Raw genomic sequence first — 19,180 nt, 5'->3', positions numbered from 1 at the left:
TTTTGAATGCTCTTTACATTTTTAAAGAATCATGTTATGATATGTTCGTAACCGAACAATGAGGTGATAAAATGTATCGTGATCCTGTAGGACATCGTATTAAAACATTGAACAATTTGATGAAAAGAACAATGGATAAAAAATTTGGACATCGTCCTGATCGAGCAACATTAATGCATACATGGATTATAGGTTTTTTAGATGAACGAGAAGAATTGGGAGTAGATACTTTTCAAAAAGATATTGAGTCTGAATTTTCTATTAATCGTTCAACAACTTCTGAAATGTTAAAGCTTATGTGTAAAAAAGGAATGATTCAAAGAGTTCCGGTTGCTCATGATGCACGTTTGAAGAAAATTGTTTTAACCGATTTAAGTCGAGAGTTTAACAAAAGGATGTCATACAATATGGAACAAATCCATAATCAATTAATTGAAGGATTATCTCAAGAAGAAATTGAAACGTTTATTAAGATTTCTGATAAATTAATTGATAATATCAGAAAAGGGCTATAATCAGGGTAACCTGATTTTTTATTCAATATATAGTTCGTATACAAACAGTTTGGTTACGTACTTTGTGTAAAGGGGTGAAATTATGATTAAGACTTTAATGAAAGAAATTAAACAATATAAAAAAGATTCTATATTGACAATTGTCTTTGCATCTATTGAAGTTTTTATGGAAATTTTAATTCCATTATTAATGGCTGGTTTAATTGATAAAGGAATTGAAGGAAAGAATATGAATGAAGTCATTCATTATGGAATCTTGATGTTTATTATTGCGATTGGAACACTTTCATTAGGTTTCCTGGCAGGAAAATTTGCCGCCAGAGCATCAACAGGTTTGGCTGCCAATTTAAGAGATAGGATGTATACACATATTCAAACATTTTCTTTCTCTAATATTGATAAATATAGTACAGCAGGTTTGGTTACACGTTTAACAACGGATGTAACGAATGTTCAAAATGCTTATCAAATGTTAATTAGGATATGTATTCGTTCACCATTGGTTTTGATTTGTGCTTTATCGATGGCATTGATGATTAATCCGGAATTAAGTATGGTATTCGTTGTCGCAGTTATTTTCTTGGTCTGTGTCCTTGGAATTATCATGCGAATGGCAATGAAATATTTTAATGATGTTTTTCCTAAATACGATGATTTAAATGAAAGTGTCCAAGAAAATGTTGTTGGTATTCGTGTTGTTAAATCATTTGTAAGAGAAAAATATGAAGATGAAAAATTCAAGAGAGCTGCGCAAAATATATATCGATTATTTGTAAAAGCAGAGAGTGTTTTGGCTTTTAATAGTCCCGCTATGATGCTTTCAGTATATAGCTGTATCTTGCTTTTATCTTGGTTAGGAGCAAAAAGCATTGTTGGTGGAAGTTTAACAACTGGGGAATTAACCAGTTTATTTAGTTATACAATGAATATTATGATGTCTTTGATGATGTTATCCATGGCTTTTGTTATGATTACAATGTCACTCGCATCAGCAAGACGTATTAGTGAAGTCATTAATGAAAAGTCAGATCTTGTATCACCAGAAAATGCGATTAAAACGGTTAAAAATGGAGAGATCTATTTTCATCATGTAACATTTTCTTATCAACATGGAAGTCAAGAACCAGTTTTAAGAGATATTGATTTGCATATTGAAAGTGGTGAAACAATTGGTATTATTGGTGGAACTGGGAGTGCTAAGAGTAGTTTAGTTAGTTTAATTAGTCGTCTTTATGATGTTGATAAAGGTTGTGTTGAGGTTGCTGGAGTTGATGTTAGAAATTATGATCTTGAGGTTTTAAGAGATGAAGTTTCCGTTGTTTTACAAAAGAATGTTTTGTTTAGTGGAACAATCTTACAGAATCTAAGATGGGGAAATGAAAATGCAACTTTAGAAGAATGTCAACAGGCTTGTCGTTTGGCTTGTGCAGATGAGTTTATTGAACGTTTTGAAGATGGTTATAATACTTATATTGAACAAGGCGGTTCTAATGTTTCTGGTGGTCAAAAGCAACGTTTATGTATCGCTAGAGCATTGTTAAAGAAACCAAAGATTTTAATTCTTGATGATTCAACGAGTGCGGTTGATACAGCAACTGATGCAAGTATTCAACAATCTTTTGCTAAGCATATTCCCGATACAACCAAGATTATTATTTCTCAACGTATTTCCAGTGTTGAACAAGCCGATCGTATTATTGTATTAAATGATGGTGTTGTAGATGGTTTTGCAACCCATGAAGAATTATTAAAAACAAATGATATTTATCAAAACATCTATGAAACACAAAAGAAAGGGAAGGAGGATGACTAATGAAAAGATTATTAAAAATGTTATGGAAAGAATATAAAATTCATTTAATTATTGTTTTTCTTTGTATTATTGCTAATGCGTATGCAACGGTTCAAGGAACATTATTTATGCAAACTTTAATTGATCATTATATTACACCTTTAATTGGTCAACCTAATCCTGATTTTACTGGTTTGTTTTATGCTTTGATAAGAGTTGCAGCTTTCTTTATGATGGGAGTTATATGTGCTTATGCATTTAGTAGGATTATGGTTAATGTCACACAAGGATTTTTAAGACATTTAAGAATTGAATTATTTGAACATATGGAATCATTACCAATTGCTTATTTTGATCGTACTTCACATGGTGATGTGATGTCTGTCTATACGAATGATATTGATACCTTAAGACAATTAATCAGTCAATCTATTCCACAATTAACATCAAGTTGCATTACCATTATCACAGTCTTTATTTCTATGTTAACATTAAGTATAACTTTAACATGTATCAGTCTTGTTATGTTATGTGTTATGGTATATGTATCACGAAAAATTGGAAGTTTATCGGGACATTATTTTGTTAAACAACAAAATGATATTGGTCGTGTTAATGGATATATTGAAGAAATGATTTCTGGTCAAAAAGTTGTGAAAGTCTTTAATCATGAAGAAAAAGCGATCGAAGATTTTAGAAATATTAATAATGATTTAAGAAATAGTGCTTATAAAGCAAATAAATTTGCGAATATTTTAATGCCAGTAACAATTCAAATTGGAAATTTCTCTTATATTATTTGTGCTGTTATTGGAGCAATTTTATCAATTAGTGGAGTTGTTGGAATTACAATTGGGACATTGGTTTCTTTTCTAACCTTGAATAAAAACTTCAATCAGCCAATTGGACAAATCTCTCAACAGATTAACAGTGTGGCTATGGCTCAAGCTGGGGCAAAACGTATCTTTGATTTACTTGATCAAAAAAGTGAAGATGATCAAGGGATTGTAACACTTTGTCGTGTAGAGTATGTTGATGGTCAAATGCAAGAAACATTAAAGCGTACCGGACATTGGGCATGGCGCCATCCTCGTACAAATGGTGAAATTGAATTGGTTGAGATGAAAGGTGATATTCGTCTTGAAAATGTTGATTTTGGTTATTTTGATGATCGTATGGTTTTACATGATCTCAATGTGTTTGCTGCACCTGGTGAAAAGATTGCTTTTGTTGGGGCGACTGGAGCCGGAAAGACCACAATTACTAATTTAATTAATCGTTTCTATGATATTCAAAAAGGAACGATTACGTATGATGGTATTGATATTAAATTGATTAAAAAAGATGATTTAAGAAAATCATTAGGAGTGGTTTTACAAGATACTCATTTATTTACGGGAACAATTATGGATAATATCCGTTATGGACGTTTAGATGCGACTGATGAAGAATGTATAGCTGCTGCTTCATTAGCTAATGCTGATACGTTTATTAAACATTTACCTGATGGTTATCAGACAATGTTGTCGGGTGATGGAAGTAATTTATCTCAAGGACAGCGTCAATTATTAGCTATTGCAAGAGCAGCAGTTGCTAATCCACCAGTCTTAATTCTTGATGAAGCAACATCTTCAATTGATTCAAGAACTGAAAAATTAGTTCAAGATGGAATGGATAAATTGATGCAGGGACGTACGACTTTGGTTATTGCTCACCGTTTATCAACAATTAAAAATAGTGATTGTATTATGGTATTGGAATTAGGTCGTATTATTGAAAGTGGTAATCATCAATCATTAATGAAAGAGAAAAAGAAATATTATCAATTATATACAGGGGCTATTGAAATGGATTAAGGTCAGTAGACCTTTTTCTTTATTGATAAAGATGGATAGCTATGATAGACTGCTTATATAAGAGAAAGTGAGTAGAAGATATGTCAAAAATATTAGTTTTAGCAGAAAAACCATCAGTAGGTAAGGATATCGCGAGAGTTTTAAATTGTCATAAGAAAATCAATGGAGCTTTAGAAGGCAATCAATATATTGTGACTTGGGCATTAGGACATCTTGTAACTTTAGCTGACCCAGAAAATTATGATCAAAATTATAAAAGCTGGAAGATAGAAGATCTTCCTATTATGCCTAAAAATATGAAATTAGTTGTTATTAAAAAGACGAATAAGCAATATCAAAGTGTGAAAGCACAAATGTTAAGAAAAGATGTTTCCCAAATTGTCATCGCAACAGATGCGGGAAGGGAAGGAGAACTGGTTGCTAGATGGATTATTCAAAAGGCTGGGGTTCAAAAACCTTTAAAACGTCTATGGATTTCATCAGTGACGGATAAAGCTATTCGTGATGGCTTTGCTCATTTAAAAGATGCAAAGGCCTATGAACCTTTATTTTATAGTGCATATAGTCGTAGTGTTGCTGATTGGCTTGTTGGCATCAATGCAACTCGAGCTTTAACCTGTAAATATAATGCGCAACTTGCTTGTGGACGTGTACAAACACCAACTCTTGCTATGATTGCTTTACAAGAAGATAAAATTCGTCATTTCAAACCTCAGGATTTTTATGGTATTCAAGTGAAAACATCAGATATTCATTGGACATGGCATGGTTTGAAGAATGAAACATATTTATTTGATGAAAAACAAATTGATCAAATCATACAAGATAATGAAAATCAATCTTTTCAAGTCAGTGATGTTACAAAAACATCCAAAAAGAAATATTCTCCACAATTATATGATTTAACTGAATTACAAAGAGATGCAAATAAAATATATGGCTATTCAGCAAAAGAAACATTATCAATCATGCAAAGTCTATATGAATATCATAAATTATTAACTTATCCAAGAACCGATTCCCGTTATTTAACAGATGATATCGTTCCAACTTTAAAAGAACGTTTAGAAGCTTCATTAGGTGGAAATCATGATCAAGTGATTCAAAAGATCTTATCTCAATCCATCAAAAAACAAGCACATTTTGTTAATAACAGTAAAGTCAGTGATCACCATGCAATTATTCCTACAGAACAAACAGCTTATTTAGGTGAATTGAATGAAAGTGAATTAAAAATATATGAGTTAGTTTTAAAAAGATTCTTAGCTGTTTTATTACCACCTTATGAATATGAACAAACAACTTTGACTGCTCATTTAGGTCATGAAACATTCATTGCTAAAGGGAAAAGAGAAAAGGTGAAAGGCTGGAAAGAAGTTTATGATATGCAAGATGATGAACAATTATTACCAATTGTTCAAGTAGGAGATAAACTTGAGATTGTTGATATCATCAAAACAAATGGTCAAACTCAGCCACCGGCTTATTTTAATGAAGCAACACTTTTATCAGCAATGGAAAATCCAGTTCGTTTTATGAATCATTCTAACCAAAAATTGAATCAGACATTAATTCAGACAGGTGGACTAGGAACGGTAGCGACTCGTGCTGATATTATTGAGAAATTGTTTAATACTTTTCTAATTGAAAAACATGGTCAAGATATTCATGTCACGCATAAAGGGAGACAATTATTGTCACTTGTGCCTGAGGATCTTCGTTCGCCAGAACTGACGGCTAGATGGGAATTACAATTATCTAAAATAGCGCAAAGAAAACTACACTCTCAAGAATTTATTAAAGAGATAAGACAATATACAGTTCGTATCATTGATGAAATTGAAAAGAGTGATGGTCAATTTAAACATGATAATATGACTCATAAAAAATGTCCTGAATGTGGAGAACCATTATTAGAAGTGAATGGTAAAAAAGGTAAGATGTTAGTATGTTCATCACGTGAGTGTCATTACCGTGAAACCCTGTCAGTTATTACCAATGCACGCTGTCCTCAGTGTCATAAGAAATTGGAACTGGTAGGTAAAGGGGATAAACAAATGTTTGTTTGTAAAACATGTGGATATCGTATTGGTATGAAGGCATTTCAAAAAGAACGTGAAGAAAGAAAGCAAACTGCTGGTAAAAGTGATGTTAAGAAATATTTACAAAAACAAAAGAAAGAAACACAGATGTCAGTTGATGATTCACCATTTGCCGCATTGTTAAATTTAAAAGATCAATTGAAATAGAAAAGAGGAAAACAATGGATATTATTGAAGCTATGAATGCCCGTCATTCTGTTCGTCATTATCAAAAGAAAGCGATCGAACAAGATAAGGTTGAACAGCTTTATCAAGAAATAGATCAAATCAATCAACAACATCATTTACATTTCCAGATGATCTTAAATGAACCACATGCTTTTGAAAGTTTCTTTGTTCATTATGGAAGATTTAAAAATGTACAAAATTATATTGCTTTAGTAGGTCATCAAGACGATCAAGAAAAAATTGGATATTATGGTGAAAGTCTTGTTTTAAAAGCTCAACAGATGGGATTAAATACTTGTTGGGTAGCAGCAACCTATAATCGTAAAAAAGTTCCTTGTCAAATCAATGATCATGAAGAACTCATTTGTATAATCACTATTGGTTATGGGGACAATTTAGGGAAACCACATAAAAATATGCCAATCGAAAAACTTTATACATGTCTTGATGAACCTACAGATTGGTTCATCAAAGGGATGGAAGCTGTCATGTTAGCGCCAACAGCAATGAATCAACAGAAGTTCTTTTTAACGCTTAAAGATGAACATGTTGAAATATCAAGTCATGGCAGTTATGCAAAGATTAATCTCGGTATTATTAAATATCATTTTGAAATCGGAGCTCATAAACAAGCGGATATTTGGATATAATAATTTGAGGTGCACATGAGTTGCGAAAATGCATACTCTATGATAGACTCAATATAGACAAATTGAAGAAGTAGAAAGGATGATATATATGTCAAACGTATTACATGTTAATAGTAGTGAATTTAATGACGTTGTTGCCAACAATGATTTGGTTTTTGTGGATTTCTTTGCAACTTGGTGTGGACCATGCAAAATGTTAGCTCCAAGTGTTGAAAAATTAGCGGATGAACATCCAGAAGCTAAAGTTTTAAAAGTAGATGTTGATCAAGAAAATGCTTTAGCTATGCAATTTGGTGTTCAATCTATTCCAACATTAATTGTATTCAAAAATGGGCAACCAGTTTCTCGTCAAATGGGATTTATGCCTTATGAAGCATTAGAAGATATGTTAAAATAAAAACACTTCACAATGAAGTGCTTTTATTTTACATAAAGGTTTAATCTTTTTTGATAACTCGCTTTTAAAATTATATCAGGTTCAGCCAAATATTGTGCTAACACATCAGCATCTTTTAAAATTTCACTATAAACATCATCAATGCGTTCTTTATCACTATGATTTTTAATTGCATTAGTAATGATGTTTTTTTCTTCTTCATTGAAATCTTCAAGCAAAGGTAAAAGCATTTGACTGCTACGACTGGCATGATCAAATGAAGAATGATTGATAAACTGAGCATAATCATGGAATAAACCAATGATACTAGCTAACTCTATATCAAGGTGTTTTTTTAATGCAAATTCTTGAGTGAGTGTACTGACTTGTAGGCTATGAAAATAAGCTTTTTGTTTATAAATACCATGACATTTTTCTTCAATTGTTTGAAAGAAAATATCTTTTAAGTTTTGATATCGATTCATCGTCTTAACCCCTTTGGATAAAGATTTTTTGCCTGATGTTGACTTTCTTTATAGAAAGAAAGTGGATAATCTTCAACAAAAATCACACCATAACCTTTCTGATTGCTGCCTTCTATTGCTTCTCCATGCATATATTGTCTAACCTTTAAATCATTTTCATGGAAAGTATATGATTGTTTAACATCCTCATGATGTAAAGTCAAGGCTAAAGCAAGACTTGGTTCAAAGCGATTTTTCTTACATTCCCCTAAATATAAACCGTTTCTTAGAACTCTTATCCCTTTGAGTTCGGGAAATTGAGGAAGTAGGGCATAGATATGATTGTTGTTATCGTAGAGATATTGTGGGGCTTTGAGATTGAGGTATTGTGAGTAAAAGTCTTGTACTAACTTTTGATTTTGTTTTGAGATAGTTGGTTTTAAGGCTTTTACTTTTGTAGTAGCAGCTTCACCATGTTTTTGGATCAAGGCGATAAAATGTCCCTCACCTTGATAATGATGAGGATATAAACGAATTGCTTCCTCCATATCGATTCCTGGCATCATACCATGACTCTTTTTAAGAGGAATTAAGGAACAATCATATTGATCTAAAAGATATTGAATTTGTTGTTCATTTTCAATGGTATTATAAGTACAAGTTGAATAAATCAATTGTCCTCCAGGTTTTAATAATAACATAGCTGCATCTAACAATTGTATTTGAATATATGCACATTCATTGACCTTTTCTATTGACCATGTTTCAATCGCCTGATCATTTTTTCTAAACATTCCCTCACCACTACAAGGTGCATCCAAAATAATCTTATCAAAGAAACCAGGGAGAGTCTTAGTCAATTGCAAAGGATCACAATTGGTTACAATCGTATTTTGTAAAGCAAATCTTTCGACATTCTCGGAAAGAATTTTTGCCCGCAAAGAAACAATATCATTAGCAATCATAAGACCTTGCTGAGATAAACGACTAGCAACTGCACAAGTTTTTCCACCTGGAGCAGCACACATATCTAAAATATAGTCATCTTCTTTCACATCTAAAAAATGAGAAACAAGCATTGCACTTGGTTCTTGGATATAATATGCTCCACAAGCAAAAAAAGGAGATTTCCCTAAAGGATAATGCTCATAATCAAAATAATAACCATCCTTCACAACAACATGAGGTTTGATATACTCTTGATTCAAATAATCTAAAACATTCTTTTTTTGTGGATTTAAATAAAATGCTTTAATATTTGGTTGTGTTAAAGAAACCATAAAATCATCATATTCATCTTTTAAGATGTCTTTCATCTGTTTTTCAAATAATTCATTCATCATATTCACCTTTTATCATTATACAAACCAAAAGGGGATGTGTAAATCAAAAAAGTATGTTAAAATCATATTGGTGATAAAAATGACAAGATGTGGATGGGCATATAGTGATGAATTAAGAGAATATCATGATCATGTTTGGGGAATACCACAACATGATGAGGTTCAATTATATAAGATGTTAATATTAGAAGGATTACAGGCGGGATTAAGCTGGGAAATTATTTTAAAGAAAGAAAAGGCATATGAACAAGCAATTGATGGCTTTGATTATTTAAAGATTGCGCAATATGATGAAACTAAATATGAAGAATTAATGCAAACACCTTTATTAATCAAAAATAAATTAAAGATGAGAGCCATTATCAGCAATGCTCAGGCATTTATGAAAGTTCAAGAAGAATTTGGAAGCTTTGATCAGTATATTTGGTCTTATGTTGATTTTCAGCCAATCAAGCATCATTATGCATCATCAAAAGATGTTCCATCATATGATGAACTTTCACAAAAGATATCTCAAGATTTAAAGAAACGTGGTTTTAAGTTTGTTGGACCAACAATTATCTATAGCTATCTACAAGCTATTGGAATTTATAACGATCATGAAATTAATTGTGATTTCTATTGATTTTTATGAAAATATATACTATAATAGATGAGCAAGTTCGTTATGCCCGAGTGGCGAAATTGGTAGACGCACAGCACTCAAAATGCTGCGATCTAGGTCATGTCGGTTCGAGTCCGACCTCGGGTACCATCTATTTAAATAACTGATACGTGATGTATCAGTTTTTTTGTGCTTTGAAATGAAAAAATTGATTGTATTTTATAAATAGTCTTTCAAACATCTTTCATGTTTATTTGACAAAGTTTTCTTTATTATGAGAAATTATAGCAAATTATGAGTAAGAAAATAGACAAAATTATGATGAATTTCTTGAAGATGATACAAATTTCTATGAATTATTTTAAAAACATGTAAAATGAAGTTAGGAGGTGTAGAGATATGCTATTAGAACATATATTAGATTGTGTAAATGATATTTATGAAGATGTGATGGAAGGGGCTTCACCTGAGTTGATGAATGTTTTGAAGCAATTAGAGGAAGAAGCTCATGATTCATCTGTAGATTTAACCAAAAAAGCGATTATGTTATCGATGACATTATGTATGAGTCAATTAGAGTTTGATGATGATTTATTTGAAGGTTTATTGTTAGAAAATCTGGATCATTTTGTTAAACATATACCAGATATGAAAAAGACAATGTCTTTAAGAATTGAATTAAGAGGTCTTGAAAAGAATGTTAATCGTGTGATTAAGGTGCCTTATGGTATGGTGTTAGCTGATTTGGCTTATTTGATTTTAGCGAGTATGAATGCTGAAGGTGAACATTTATTTACTTTTATTAGTGATGAAGGAAAATATGGATGTGATCAATGTGATGGTGAAATGATTGATGGTTATGCAGCAGATATGACAATTGCTGATTTATCATTGCATGAAGGAAGTCATTTGGTTTTATGGTATGACTTTGGCGATGATTATTTCTTTGATATTCATGTTATGGATGTTGATGAACATAATGATATTCAATCATTAGATGATTTAAAGGTTTTAGCTGGTGAAGGTTATGGAATTTGGGAAGATGAACATCAATTGTTAGAACTTTATTATGAAAATCAAGAAGAATTTTTAAGAGTCGTTAGTGAGATGGGATTGAATGAAGATGATTTTATTTTAGAGGACTTTGATGTAGATGATGCTAATGAATTCTTATTAGATAATTATGAATTCTTAAAAACATCTTATGAAGTTTATGATGAAGATGTTTATTAATGATAAAAAAATTTAAAATATACATAACGCCCTTTCAAATCTCAACAACAATTCATCTTTATTTACCACAAGAATATCAACAAAGTCATGAATTATATCCAGTGATTTATATGTTTGATGGTCATAATTTATTTTCTGATTATGATGCGACTTATGGTAAATCATTGAATATGGAAAAATTTTTAAATCAATATTCACAAAAGATGATTGTTGTGGGTATTGAATGTAATCATGAAGAAAATAGACGATTAATAGAATATTGTCCTTATTATGTTAATCATTCTTTACTAGGTGAAATAAAAGGTGAAGGAGATCAGCTGATAAAATGGATTGTCTATGAATTAAAGCCTTATATAGATGAACATTATCGAACAGATATATCACGTGATGCAACGATGATTGCTGGATGTTCAATGGGTGGATTAATGGCTTTATATGCTGTAAGTTGTTATAATCGTTATTTTTCTAAAGCCGCTTGTTTGTCACCATCTATTGGAGTAGGTTTTGAATTATTAAAGAAAGATGCTCAAGATTCTCAAATGGATGAAAATACAAAAATCTTTATGAGCTGGGGAAGTGATGAATCACGTAATAAAACAGGACTTGCCTATGCCACATCCCGTTATCTAGAGCTTTCCTATCTTTATACAAATAAGAATGTAAAGACCTATCCCTATCTATATGTTCATGGAAAACATAATGAAGAATCATGGGGACAACAGCTACAAATTTTTATGGATTATTTATGGAACTAAAAAAAGCGTACACCTACGCTTTTTTTGTTTTCTTGGCTTCTAACCATAACATGTGTAAAACTTCTATAAGCATTTTTCTAGTTTTAGCATCAAGTAAGGTTAACTCTTTAATCGCATTTAAAATATGTTTATAAGAAATATGCGATAAATCAGAAAATGTATAAAGATTTAAAGAATCAAATAATCCAAACATAGATTCAACAAACTGATGTTTTTCTTCATCACTGAGCTTTTCTAAAAACAAGATTACTTTAATTGCAAATTGAACACTTTCATAAGAAAGCTCATCTTCTTTAAAATGATAGGGACCAATATCCCAAGAAAATCCATTATGTTGCAGCATTCCAGTAAAATGACTATGAACAACCGTATATTCTTCTTCATGTCCTAAAACAATTCCAAAGAAAGAATAATGAGGAATATAACTATGAATTCTAGGTAACATTTCTTTATATTCAGATGACAACATAATTTCATCTTGAAAACCAGGACCATCAAAATTATCAATCTTTAAAATTCTTTGCTTAGTTTCTTTTTGACAAAAACATCCGGCATACATTGCTAAATTACCACCTTTAGAATGTCCAACTAACCAAATCGGACGTTTCTTTTGATATTGAAAATGTTTTTTTAAACGTTGCCATAATGATTTATCTAAATATTTATTTTGAAGTGAAGATAACAAACTATGTGACGATTGAAAGGAAGCAACATACTCTAAATATTCAACCGATGAAACTTGAGCTGGCACAACATTCTCACATAACATTAAAAAATCTTCATGCCAACCAATCAAAGAATCATCAGTTCCACGATAAGCAACTACCAGTCTTTGATCTTCTAATAATAAAGTCATGGCAGAAAATTGTTTAATTAAGTTTTTATCAATATCATTAACATAGCTCAGTATTTGAATATTTTGATAACGCGGACTATGGGCCATCTTTTCAAATAATTCATGACTTTCAATTAAAATAGGTCGTAATTCTTCTTCACTTAATTCTTGATTTCTTTTTTCGTAAAGTGAGAAAGCATCTTTTAAAGTTAAAGGATGATGCCAATCTAGATCGATGATCGTATCTAAATTCACATAGGCTAATTCACTAAATATTAAACTGTCAATTTCATTATAGGGGAATTGAATTGGAGAAAGATCACCACGTAAATCTATATAATCAATAATTGTATTTAACATAAGGCACCTCCCTTTATATTGTAGTCATTCTACATGATTTTCTTACAAAAATCAAATAAGCTGTTCATAAGTTATTCATCTCAATGTGAAAATTGTCAAATATAAAAGATTATTTGCTAAAAGGATAAAAATATGATACTCTTACAAAGAAGGAAGTGAATTTATGAAAGTTTTTGATAATAAGTATTTACGAAGAATTGTTATAAGCATTCAATTTATTACAATGGTTTTATTAATGGTGATGGCTTATAATGTTCAGTTTATTCCAATGACATATTTAATTGGAATTGGTGTAGCTTTTTTAGTTGTTTTAATCGGTGAATATTTTTTAATCTTTTGTAAAAAAGAACGTAGTAAACGTTCTTTAATCACACAAATATTGAGTTTGATTTTGAGTTGTTTCATGATTGTTGCTTCTTTTTATGTGTATAGAACAGGAGAAACGGTTAATCTCATGAGTGAGAGTAAATTTCAAACCCGTGCCATCTCAGTCATTGTTTTAAAAGATTCACCAATTAAAAATGAACGTCAGCTTCCCAAACATACAACGGGTTATATTTCATCTATAGATCCAACGAGTATGAGTTATGCAACCAATGAAATTGAAAAAAATGTAGGAAATATTCAATTAAAAGATTTCAAAGACTTTACAGCTTTAGTTAAAGCATTGAATAGTCAAACAGTAGATGCTATTGTTTTAGATGAAGCTTTTAGAAGTTTAGTAGAACAAAGTTTTAAAACTTTTAGTGAAGATACAAGGGTGATCTATCAGGTTAAAAAAGATGAAAGTGCAGTTAATGCTAAGAGTGTGAATGTCACTGAAAAGCCATTTTTGGTTTATATTAGTGGTAATGATGAATATGGTGGTTTATCAGCTGTTTCTCGTAGTGATGTGAATATGTTGGCGGCTGTTAATCCAACAACAAAGCAAATTCTTTTAATCAGCATTCCTCGTGATACATATTATCCTTTACATATGAATGGACAATTAGATAAATTCACGCATGCAGGAATTTATGGTTTACAAGAAAGTATTGATACATTGAAGGATATTGTTAATGAAGATATTAATTATTATGTTCGTATGAATTTTACATCTTTTGTTAAGATTGTTGATGCGATTGGGGGAATTACAGTTAATTCACCAGCTGAATTTACAACTAAGATTGGTAAGTATAAGATTAAAAAAGGTGAGAATAATTTAAATGCTAAACAAGCATTAGCTTTTGTTAGAGAAAGAAAATCTTTTGCTGATGGGGATTTTGCGAGAGGTAGAAATCAACAAAGAATGATTGCTGCAATTGTAAAGAAAGTTGCTTCACCAGCTATCTTGACTTCATTTTCTTCTGTCTTGGATACAGTAAGTCAAAGTGTTGAAACAAATTTATCTAGCAATGATATCAATGCTTTGGTACAAATGCAATTATCTCAAATGCCATCTTGGGATATACAGTCTTATCAAATTTTAGGTGAACCACAATCTCAACCTTGTTATTCAATGGGTGGAATAAGTGCTTCTGTCATTGTTCCACAAAAAGAATCTATTGAACAAGCAACAAAGTATATAGATCAGTTAATGAGTAATGAAAAGGTTGTTACAGAAGCAGGAAATTTAGACCAATAAAGGAGATTTTATGAAAGAAACAATTTTGTTATATCATGTCAATGATGAAATTAAAGTTAAAATTAATGAAATTGCAACATCTTTAAAGATTGATATTCGTATCATTGAAGATGATGAGATTTATGAAACAATGGGATATCTTTTAAAGATGGAGGGTTATGAAAAATCAATTCCACAACAAGTTGATTTTGATATGAGCCAAGAATTTGTATTCTTTGCTGGAATGAGTGATCAACAATTAGATATTCTTTTACAATTATTTAAAATGAATAAAATCCCACCAATTCCTTATAAAGCTATGTTAACTCAACATAATATCAATTATACATTTGTACAACTCTATCAAAGTGTTAGTCGTGAATATCACGAAATGAAACAAATGAATGCTTAAAAACCTCATTGAGGTTTTTTTGTATGAAAAAATCCTAAGCAGTTGCATACTTAGGATCACAAGTTAAATTCATTTGTAAATTACGAAGGGTTGCCATATCTTTATTACTTAAAATAACTGTTGAATGAATTTCACAGTCTTTTAATAATGGTAAGACTTCTAAACATTTTCTTGCATTAGGTTCATCGGATGAAGCAATTGTTAATGTCAATAACACTTCATCAATATCTAATAATGGGTTTTTAATATTTAAATAATTATTCTTTAAAGAAAGAATAGAATGTAACATGTTTGGTGAAATTAATTCAATTTCTTGATTAATGCCTGCTAAATATTTTAAAGCGTTTAATAGCGCAGCACTTGAAGCTCTTAATAAAGAAGAAGTTTTTCCACTAATCAGGCTGCCATCATTTAATTCAATAGCACAAGCTGGAACTTGTCTTTCTTCAGCTAATTTTTTAGCTATAATCGCACATTTACGATTTTTTGCATCAACATTAGCTTGAGACAATAACATTTGCATCTTCTCTAAAGATTTGGTATTAATCTTTCCACTCACATAATCAACTTGAGCGTGATAATAACGTCGAACAATCTCACGACAACTTGCATCTTTTGCTGCTTCATCATCGATAATTGCATATCCAACCATATTAACTCCCATATCAGTTGGTGAAGCATAAGGTGATTCACCAAAAATCTTTTTAAACATTGCATTTAAAACTGGGAAGATTTCTATATCACGATTATAATTGACCGTTGTTTCATTGTATTTTTCTAGATGAAATGGGTCAATCATATTGACATCATTTAAATCAATAGTAGCTGCTTCATAAGCCAAATTAACTGGATGTTTTAATGGTAAGTTCCAAATTGGAAATGTTTCAAACTTCGCATATCCAGCATTAATGCCATGTAAATGTTCATGGTATAACTGTGATAAACAAGTTGCCATTTTTCCTGAACCAGGTCCTGGAGCCGTTACAACAACTAATGGTTTAGAAGTTATAATATAATCATTTTTTCCAAATCCCTCAGGTGAAATAATATGATCAACATCATGTGGATATCCTTCAATTGGATATTGCATAAAGACTTTAATTCCACGATTTTCTAATTTTAGCTTAAAAGTATCAGCTGCATTTTGATGTTGATATTGAGTAATTGTTACACTCCCTACGTATAATCCTACTCTTTCGTATTCACCAATTAATCTAATTACTTCATCATCATAAGAGATTCCCAAATCCCTTCTGACTTTATGTCTTTCTAAATCTTTTGCACAAACAGCAATAATCACTTCAACTTTATCTTTTAAAGTCAATAACATCTTTAATTTACTATCAGGTTCAAAACCAGGTAAAACTCTTGAAGCATGATTGTCATCAAATAATTTTCCCCCAAATTCCAAGTAAAGTTTATTGTCAAATTGAGCAATTCTTTCTTGAATATGTTTTGACTGAAGTTCTACATATAATTCATTACTAAATGCCTTTTTCATTCTCTTTCACTCCTAGCTAACATTATATATAAAATAAGCGGAAAATAAAGATAATAATAATATTTTATTACATTAATAAATAATTATATACATAATTGGTGTGACCTCGATAAATCTTGAATTTATCAAAAGTTTTTTCATCCATGATGGTAACAAAATTTATCGAAAATATGCTTTTTCATTTTTGGCGTGGGTTGTTATTGAGGGGGAAATGTGATATATTGTAAAAGATAAAATACGTATAAAGGAGTCTAATTATGTTTAGTATGGTCTTTTTAAGAATCGTTCTTAATTTTATTGTTGGTTTTATTGTAGTGATGGTAGTTATGCCTAAATCTATTCAATTTTTAAAGAAATTAAAATTTGGTCAAGTTGAAAGGGAAGAAGGGTTAGCGTCTCATAAGGCAAAAGGTGGAACGCCAACAATGGGAGGTATTGTCTTTATTTTAGCTTCTATTGTTGTTGTATATGTTTTAAATTTTTCATTTTTTCAAAATCCTTATGTTAATTTATTGACTTTTGCTTTTCTAGGATTTGGATTAATTGGTTTTTTAGATGATTATTTAATTGTTGTGAGAAAGACAAATGAAGGTTTAAAACCAATTTATAAATATGCTTTGCAATCAGTTGCAGCTATTGCTTTTTACTTATTAGCAAAATATTTTATTCCTGATTTTAATTCTATGATTACTATTCCTTTACTACATATGGAAGTGGATTTAGGATGGTTTTATCCTGTTTTGGTTTATTTTATGTTTACTGCTGGTAGCAATGCTGTTAATTTAACTGATGGGTTAGATGGTTTAGCAACCGGACTTTCAATTACTGCAACATCAGTCTTTGTTATTTTTGCAATTATGAATAAAAATTATGAAATTGCGATTTATGCTATGGTCATTGTTGGAGCTTTGCTTGGATTTATGTATTTCAATTATCATCCTGCTCGTATTTTTATGGGTGATACAGGATCACTTGCTTTAGGTGGTGTTTTAGCTGCTTTAGCTGTGTTAACTCATCAAGAATTGTTATTTATTTTAATTGGTGGGGTTTTCTTGATTGAAACATTGTCTGTTATTATTCAAGTTGTTTCTTTTAAAACAAGAGGAAAAAGAGTGTTTAAAATGGCTCCTATTCATCATCATTTTGAAATGCTTGGATGGAGTGAACAACAAGTGGTTATTTCATTTTGGTTTTTAGGATTTATTTGTGGAATTATTAGTATTGTGTTAGGGGTTATGTAAAATGTTAAAGGGGAAAAAAGTTTTAGTATTAGGCTTAGCTAAGAGTGGTCAAGCTGCTGTTGAATTGTTGGATAAGATGCATGCCACAATCACTGTAAACGAATTTGCATCAAGAGAAAAAATAGCGTGTTATGATGATTATGTGAATCGTGGAATTGAGATGGTCGTTGGTGGACATCCTGATGAACTTTTTGAAAGAGATTTTGATTTTGTTGTAAAAAATCCAGGAATTAACTATCATAAACCTTTTATCTTACGTTTAAAAGAACGTGGTATTCCTGTTTATACAGAAATTGAATTAGGTTATCAATTAGCTAAACATCAAAACTATATTGCAATTACTGGAACAAACGGAAAAACAACAACTGTTACATTAATTGATAAAATCTTACGTGATGCTAAGCATCTAGTCAGTTTAGCAGGAAATGTTGGGACACCATATAGTTCATTAGTCTTAGAAAATAATCTTTTAGAAAATAAAAATCAAGATGTGGTTTTAGAAATGTCAAATTTTCAATTGTTAGATATTGACACTTTCCATCCCCATATTTCTACTATTATTAATTTAACGCCTGATCATTTAGATTATATGGTGTCACTTGATGAATATTATGCTTCGAAAACACGTATTTATATGAATCAGGATCAAAATGATTATTTTTTAGAAAATAAAGATGATCCTATTTTACAAGAATATTTAAAACGTTATCCAGTTCCAGCTTCTATTTTGACTTTCTCACTTGTTGAAGAAGCTGATTGTATGATTCAAGATGAAGCTATTTATTTTAAGGGAGAACATATTATTGATTTAGATGAAATCAAGATTGTAGGTCGTCACAATATTCAAAATATGATGATTGCGATTATGGCTTGTGCATTATCAGGAGTCGATAAGAAATGTATTCATGATACTTTAGTTCATTTTATGGGGGTTGAACACCGTATAGAGTTTGTAAGAGAATATCAAGGGGTCAAATATTACAATGATTCAAAGGCGACTAATACAGATGCAGCTATTATTGCTTTAAAAGCTTTTGAAAAACCTGTTATTTTATTAATGGGTGGTCATGAAAAAGGACTTGATTTATCTGAAATGTCAACTTATCAAGATAAAATACAAGCATTAATATGTTTTGGGGCAGCTAAAGAAAGGTTCGCTAAAGAAATGCATTGTCCTTTAACTTATGTCGAAGAACATATGAAAGATGCAATTTTAAAAGCTAAAGAAATTGCAAAAGATGGAGATATTGTTTTACTTTCTCCTTCGACAAGTTCTTATGATGAATTTAGTGGTTATGAAGAAAGAGGAAATGTATTTAAACAAATTGTGAATGAATTTTAAGAGGATGTGGAAACATCTTCTTTTTACT

Annotated in this window: 17 protein-coding genes and 1 tRNA gene; 14 read left to right on the top strand and 4 right to left on the bottom strand. The window is 30.7% G+C overall.

Translation table 11 applies throughout. The features are described 5' to 3' along the window. Nucleotides 1-71 precede the first annotated feature (71 nt). The 6 genes from EDD60_RS02240 (at nt 72) to trxA (ending at nt 7,480) form a co-directional block, all read left to right on the top strand. The gene (locus tag EDD60_RS02240; RefSeq protein WP_066446115.1) at nt 72-515 is read left to right on the top strand and encodes a MarR family winged helix-turn-helix transcriptional regulator; all 444 of its coding nucleotides are present in this window, start codon (nt 72-74) and stop codon (nt 513-515) included. 82 nt (nt 516-597) lie between these two features. Further along, nucleotides 598-2,328, top strand: a complete 1,731-nt coding sequence (locus EDD60_RS02235) for an ABC transporter ATP-binding protein (RefSeq protein WP_066446111.1) — start codon at nt 598-600, stop codon at nt 2,326-2,328. Further along, entirely contained in the window at nt 2,328-4,163 is a 1,836-nt protein-coding gene (locus EDD60_RS02230) for an ABC transporter ATP-binding protein (RefSeq protein ID WP_066446109.1), read from the top strand. Before EDD60_RS02235 ends, EDD60_RS02230 begins: the two co-directional genes overlap by 1 nt. Nucleotides 4,164-4,243: 80 nt before the next feature. Then, complete coding sequence (locus tag EDD60_RS02225) at nt 4,244-6,412, top strand: DNA topoisomerase III (RefSeq protein WP_066446106.1); 2,169 nt, start codon at nt 4,244-4,246, stop codon at nt 6,410-6,412. 14 nt (nt 6,413-6,426) lie between these two features. After that, nucleotides 6,427-7,083, top strand: a complete 657-nt coding sequence (locus EDD60_RS02220) for a nitroreductase family protein (protein WP_066446103.1) — start codon at nt 6,427-6,429, stop codon at nt 7,081-7,083. An 88-nt stretch (nt 7,084-7,171) separates the two neighbouring features. Further along, complete coding sequence (gene trxA / locus EDD60_RS02215; RefSeq protein WP_066446101.1) at nt 7,172-7,480, top strand: thioredoxin; 309 nt, start codon at nt 7,172-7,174, stop codon at nt 7,478-7,480. 23 nt (nt 7,481-7,503) lie between these two features. On the opposite strand, the gene EDD60_RS02210 is transcribed toward trxA, so the two are convergent. Together EDD60_RS02210 and EDD60_RS02205 are read right to left on the bottom strand one after the other, a co-directional pair. Then, on the bottom strand, nt 7,504-7,944 hold the full coding sequence (locus tag EDD60_RS02210; protein ID WP_066446098.1) for an HD domain-containing protein: 441 nt from the start codon (nt 7,942-7,944) through the stop codon (nt 7,504-7,506). Then, nucleotides 7,941-9,263, bottom strand: coding sequence for an RsmB/NOP family class I SAM-dependent RNA methyltransferase (locus tag EDD60_RS02205; RefSeq protein ID WP_066446097.1), 1,323 nt, complete (start codon nt 9,261-9,263; stop codon nt 7,941-7,943). The genes EDD60_RS02210 and EDD60_RS02205 overlap by 4 nt, the downstream gene beginning before the upstream one ends. An 82-nt stretch (nt 9,264-9,345) precedes the next feature. Between EDD60_RS02205 and EDD60_RS02200 the strand changes: the two genes are divergently transcribed. The 4 genes from EDD60_RS02200 to EDD60_RS02185 all read left to right on the top strand — a co-directional run bounded on the left by EDD60_RS02200 (nt 9,346) and on the right by EDD60_RS02185 (nt 11,858). Continuing rightward, on the top strand, nt 9,346-9,891 hold the full coding sequence (locus tag EDD60_RS02200; protein ID WP_066446095.1) for a DNA-3-methyladenine glycosylase I: 546 nt from the start codon (nt 9,346-9,348) through the stop codon (nt 9,889-9,891). Between the two features lie 44 nt (nt 9,892-9,935). Further along, nucleotides 9,936-10,020 (top strand) — tRNA-Leu (locus EDD60_RS02195). Between the two features lie 249 nt (nt 10,021-10,269). Continuing rightward, complete coding sequence (locus EDD60_RS02190; RefSeq protein ID WP_066446093.1) at nt 10,270-11,103, top strand: IS1096 element passenger TnpR family protein; 834 nt, start codon at nt 10,270-10,272, stop codon at nt 11,101-11,103. Next, nucleotides 11,103-11,858, top strand: a complete 756-nt coding sequence (locus EDD60_RS02185) for an alpha/beta hydrolase (protein ID WP_066446091.1) — start codon at nt 11,103-11,105, stop codon at nt 11,856-11,858. Before EDD60_RS02190 ends, EDD60_RS02185 begins: the two co-directional genes overlap by 1 nt. Before the next feature lie 13 nt (nt 11,859-11,871). On the opposite strand, the gene EDD60_RS02180 is transcribed toward EDD60_RS02185, so the two are convergent. Then, nucleotides 11,872-13,053: an Mbeg1-like protein gene (locus tag EDD60_RS02180; protein WP_132226192.1), complete on the bottom strand. Its 1,182-nt coding sequence runs from the start codon at nt 13,051-13,053 to the stop codon at nt 11,872-11,874. A 163-nt stretch (nt 13,054-13,216) separates the two neighbouring features. Between EDD60_RS02180 and EDD60_RS02175 the strand changes: the two genes are divergently transcribed. Next, entirely contained in the window at nt 13,217-14,677 is a 1,461-nt protein-coding gene (locus EDD60_RS02175) for an LCP family protein (protein WP_132226191.1), read from the top strand. A 10-nt stretch (nt 14,678-14,687) separates the two neighbouring features. Continuing rightward, complete coding sequence (locus tag EDD60_RS02170) at nt 14,688-15,068, top strand: DUF3783 domain-containing protein (protein ID WP_066446082.1); 381 nt, start codon at nt 14,688-14,690, stop codon at nt 15,066-15,068. A 34-nt stretch (nt 15,069-15,102) separates the two neighbouring features. On the opposite strand, the gene EDD60_RS02165 is transcribed toward EDD60_RS02170, so the two are convergent. Further along, nucleotides 15,103-16,569 (bottom strand): DUF1846 domain-containing protein, encoded by a 1,467-nt coding sequence (locus EDD60_RS02165; protein ID WP_066446080.1) that lies wholly within the window; start codon nt 16,567-16,569, stop codon nt 15,103-15,105. A 257-nt stretch (nt 16,570-16,826) separates the two neighbouring features. Between EDD60_RS02165 and mraY the strand changes: the two genes are divergently transcribed. Both mraY and murD read left to right on the top strand, forming a co-directional pair. Next, a complete protein-coding gene (gene mraY / locus EDD60_RS02160) occupies nt 16,827-17,810 on the top strand; it encodes a phospho-N-acetylmuramoyl-pentapeptide-transferase (protein WP_066446078.1) in 984 nt (327 codons plus the stop codon). 1 nt (nt 17,811) lies between these two features. Then, the gene (gene murD, locus EDD60_RS02155; protein WP_066446076.1) at nt 17,812-19,152 is read left to right on the top strand and encodes a UDP-N-acetylmuramoyl-L-alanine--D-glutamate ligase; all 1,341 of its coding nucleotides are present in this window, start codon (nt 17,812-17,814) and stop codon (nt 19,150-19,152) included. Nucleotides 19,153-19,180 lie beyond the last annotated feature (28 nt).

The organism is Longibaculum muris, assembly GCF_004343035.1.
GTDB classification, from domain to species: domain Bacteria; phylum Bacillota_I; class Bacilli_A; order Erysipelotrichales; family Coprobacillaceae; genus Longibaculum; species Longibaculum muris.
This window is presented reverse-complemented; position numbering and strand designations above follow the sequence as displayed.

Coding starts and splice junctions, on each gene's coding strand:
- EDD60_RS02210 (WP_066446098.1), bottom strand. CDS start 7,944: ATGAATCGATATCAAAACTTAAAAGATATTTTCTTTCAAACAATTGAA.
- EDD60_RS02190 (WP_066446093.1), top strand. CDS start 10,270: ATGCTATTAGAACATATATTAGATTGTGTAAATGATATTTATGAAGAT.
- EDD60_RS02225 (WP_066446106.1), top strand. CDS start 4,244: ATGTCAAAAATATTAGTTTTAGCAGAAAAACCATCAGTAGGTAAGGAT.
- EDD60_RS02230 (WP_066446109.1), top strand. CDS start 2,328: ATGAAAAGATTATTAAAAATGTTATGGAAAGAATATAAAATTCATTTA.
- murD (WP_066446076.1), top strand. CDS start 17,812: ATGTTAAAGGGGAAAAAAGTTTTAGTATTAGGCTTAGCTAAGAGTGGT.
- mraY (WP_066446078.1), top strand. CDS start 16,827: ATGTTTAGTATGGTCTTTTTAAGAATCGTTCTTAATTTTATTGTTGGT.
- EDD60_RS02180 (WP_132226192.1), bottom strand. CDS start 13,053: ATGTTAAATACAATTATTGATTATATAGATTTACGTGGTGATCTTTCT.
- EDD60_RS02170 (WP_066446082.1), top strand. CDS start 14,688: ATGAAAGAAACAATTTTGTTATATCATGTCAATGATGAAATTAAAGTT.
- trxA (WP_066446101.1), top strand. CDS start 7,172: ATGTCAAACGTATTACATGTTAATAGTAGTGAATTTAATGACGTTGTT.
- EDD60_RS02220 (WP_066446103.1), top strand. CDS start 6,427: ATGGATATTATTGAAGCTATGAATGCCCGTCATTCTGTTCGTCATTAT.
- EDD60_RS02185 (WP_066446091.1), top strand. CDS start 11,103: ATGATAAAAAAATTTAAAATATACATAACGCCCTTTCAAATCTCAACA.
- EDD60_RS02205 (WP_066446097.1), bottom strand. CDS start 9,263: ATGAATGAATTATTTGAAAAACAGATGAAAGACATCTTAAAAGATGAA.
- EDD60_RS02240 (WP_066446115.1), top strand. CDS start 72: ATGTATCGTGATCCTGTAGGACATCGTATTAAAACATTGAACAATTTG.
- EDD60_RS02235 (WP_066446111.1), top strand. CDS start 598: ATGATTAAGACTTTAATGAAAGAAATTAAACAATATAAAAAAGATTCT.
- EDD60_RS02165 (WP_066446080.1), bottom strand. CDS start 16,569: ATGAAAAAGGCATTTAGTAATGAATTATATGTAGAACTTCAGTCAAAA.
- EDD60_RS02200 (WP_066446095.1), top strand. CDS start 9,346: ATGACAAGATGTGGATGGGCATATAGTGATGAATTAAGAGAATATCAT.
- EDD60_RS02175 (WP_132226191.1), top strand. CDS start 13,217: ATGAAAGTTTTTGATAATAAGTATTTACGAAGAATTGTTATAAGCATT.